This window comes from Aeromicrobium sp. (assembly GCF_036675695.1).
Taxonomy (GTDB): domain Bacteria; phylum Actinomycetota; class Actinomycetes; order Propionibacteriales; family Nocardioidaceae; genus Aeromicrobium.
Window position 1 is genome coordinate 1 of record NZ_JAKFEL010000175.1, and the last position, 1,743, is coordinate 1,743.

General features: G+C 64.7%; 2 protein-coding genes. Both read right to left on the reverse strand.

Annotation, left to right across the window (positions count from 1 at the left end):
* Positions 1-165: 165 nt before the first annotated feature.
* Complete coding sequence (locus tag V6M39_RS11300; RefSeq protein ID WP_309971067.1) at positions 166-504, reverse strand: P-II family nitrogen regulator; 339 nt, start codon at positions 502-504, stop codon at positions 166-168.
* Positions 505-506: 2 nt separating this feature from the next.
* Positions 507-1,743: ammonium transporter (locus V6M39_RS11305; protein WP_332643919.1), on the reverse strand; the 1,237-nt coding region annotated here is incomplete at its 5' end.

Sequence of the window (1,743 nt, forward strand, 5' to 3'; positions counted from 1 at the left end):
GCGAGCAGCCATGCGGTATCGCCTGAATCCATGTCGTCCTCCGACTGTCGTCAAACCTCGTCGGTCGCGGACACTATCGCACCGCGACCTGACGCGTGTCGTGAACGAGAAGCAGCACTGGCACCACACCCCTACGGGTGCGGCGCCAGTGCTGTCATTCGAGGTTTACAGAGCTGCCTCGTCGGTCTCGCCCGTACGAACACGTACGACGGACTCGACGGGGATCACCCAGACCTTGCCGTCACCGATCTTGCCGGTCTTGGCAGCGCCACTGATCGTGGCGACCACGCTGTCGACGTCCGCGTCATCCACGACGACCTCGAGGCGGATCTTGGGAACCAGCGAGACGTCGTACTCAGCACCGCGGTAGACCTCGGTGTGCCCCTTCTGCTGGCCGTAGCCGCTGGCCTCGGTCACCGTCATGCCGGCAACACCCGCAGCCGCGAGGGCCTCGCGGACCTCTTCCCACTTGTGCGGCTTGATGACTGCTGTCACGAGCTTCATACTCACACTCCCGTCTTCACTGCGGACCCGCCGAGCAACCCGGCTTCGTCGTACGCGGTCTCCAGGTGCTCGACCTGGTCAATGCCGAGGACCTCGTCCTCCGCGCTGATGCGGAACCCGATCGTCACGTCGATCAGCTTGCCGATGATGTACGTGAGGACGAACGAGTACGCGAGGACAGCACCCGCTGCGACGGCCTGCTTGCCGAGCTGCTCGAAGTTGCCGCCGTAGAACACTCCGACATCGCCCGACGCCAGGAAGCCGATCAGCAGCGTGCCGACGAGACCACCCACGAGGTGAACGCCGACGACGTCAAGCGAATCGTCGTAGCCGAACTTGTACTTCAGTCCGACCGCCAGTGCACAGAAGATGCCGGCGATGATGCCGAGACCAATCGAGCCGACCGGGGTCAGCGCTCCCGCTGCGGGCGTGATGGCCACGAGTCCGGCCACCGCGCCGGAAGCGCCACCGAGGCTCGTTGCCTTCTTGTCGCGAATGGTCTCCACGAGGAGCCAGCCGAGGATCGCGGCACCGGTGGCGACGGTCGTGTTGACCAGCGCAAGGCCGGCAAGGCCGTTCGAGCCGACTGCGGAGCCGGCATTGAAGCCGATCCAGCCGAACCAGAGCAGGCCCGCACCGAGCAGAACGAACGGGAGGTTGTGGGGGCGCATGGGATCGCGCTTCCAGCCAACGCGCTTGCCGAGGACGAGCGCCAGAGCGAGACCTGCGGCACCTGCGTTGATGTGGACCGCCGTACCGCCAGCGAAGTCCAAAGCTTCCAGCTTGGTCGCGATCCAGCCTCCGTCGTCACCGAAGTCGAAGACCCAGTGCGCGACGGGGAAGTAGACGACCGTGACCCATACGACGACGAACAGCGCCCAGGCACCGAACTTCGCGCGGTCGGCGATCGCGCCGCTGATCAGGGCGACCGTGATGATCGCGAACATCAGCTGGAAGGCCACGAACACGTACTCGGGGATGGTTCCGTATGCCGTGGTGACCGAGATGTTGTCGAGTCCGATGCGCTCGAAGCCACCCAGCCAGCTGTTGCCCTCTGGGCTGAACGCGAACGAGTAGCCGTACAGAACCCACAGCACCGGCACGATCGCCAGAGCGAGGAAGCTCATCATCATCATGTTGAGGACGGTCTTGGAGCGGACCATGCCGCCGTAGAAGAACGCCAGTCCTGGCGTCATGAGCAGGACCAAGGCCGAGCTGGCCAGGATCCACGCGGTATCG

Bases quoted from the DNA above. Each gene is read 5' to 3' on its own strand.
- V6M39_RS11300 (WP_309971067.1), bottom strand. From the start codon at position 504: ATGAAGCTCGTGACAGCAGTCATCAAGCCGCACAAGTGGGAAGAGGTC.